This window comes from Roseovarius gaetbuli (genome assembly GCF_900172365.1).
Classification (GTDB): domain Bacteria; phylum Pseudomonadota; class Alphaproteobacteria; order Rhodobacterales; family Rhodobacteraceae; genus Roseovarius; species Roseovarius gaetbuli.
The window spans coordinates 1-1,002 of the sequence record NZ_FWFJ01000032.1 but is presented as its reverse complement, the minus strand read 5'-3'; the positions used below and the strand labels follow the sequence as shown (position 1 = coordinate 1,002).

The following is a 1,002-nucleotide window of genomic DNA, read 5'->3' as shown; positions in this document are numbered from 1 at the left end:
AGCGGCTGAATTACTTGTGGGCCAAATTCGAGATCCGGTTCGGGGCAGGGCATAAAACATGCCCTGTTCCGGCATTGTCAGAACACGCCGACTCGAGTTGGGCAGATGGGATTTGTAGCGTCTGGACATGACCAGATCTGATCCGTTTCGCTATTTCAAAACGGGCTTCGGATTATCCGCTTGGCGATGATCCTTTACGTTCGTTTCCCGCTGTCCTTCGAAATGTGGAAGATGGCTCTACGAACGAGGTGTCGAAGTCGGCCATGAACCTGCAAGATATCGGTGGCATGGGGTTGGTCCGGCCTTTGCGCCCAAGATCTGGAAGTGGCTGATAACAGGCATGAAATGCACGTTTTGTCATTGGCACTTAGATGAGAAATTAGCGAAGTTTAAGGGTGAGAGGAATTACCTTTGGCACGCCACGGATCACGAGAGCGAAGTCCTGGAAAGCTTTATGAAAAAAACGCGCAATAAGAAGGCAGCGTTGAAATTCTTTAAGAAAGTAATGCGTAAGCACTGCAGGCCTGAAGTTTTCGCGACAGACCGGCTTCGCTCTTTCGGTGCGGCACTGAAAGAGATCGGTGTGTGGCAAACCGGCATGAAGTCGACCGTTGGTTGAATAATCGGGCCGAGAATTCACATCTGCCGTTTCGACGACGAGAGCGCGCAATGCTCCGGGTCGGGCGCATACTAAGTTTGCAGAAATTCGTCGCTGTTCAAGCTTCCGTACACAATCACTTTAATCAGGAACGTAGCCTCTCAAGCCGACCCATTTGCAAGCTAAACCGTGCCGCTGCTCCTGCTGGATGGCGCGGCCTTTGCTGGTCGTAATGGACAGGCCACAACTCTTTTGGGGGGACGAGTTCGAATTGATCTGAATCGCCCCGGGTTTACCGGAGACCTATAGCTTCATTTCACGCGACCATATCGAGCACGTCGCGCTGTGCATAGAAGTTCTCTTCAGCCTCTGCTGGCGGAATGTTTCCGATGGGGCCAAGCAGG

General features: G+C 52.2%; 1 pseudogene. It reads left to right on the top strand.

Annotated elements, in window-relative coordinates:
* Positions 1-127 precede the first annotated feature (127 nt).
* Positions 128-831 (top strand): annotated as a pseudogene (locus ROG8370_RS14190) (IS6 family transposase).
* The last annotated feature ends 171 nt before the right edge of the window (positions 832-1,002 follow it).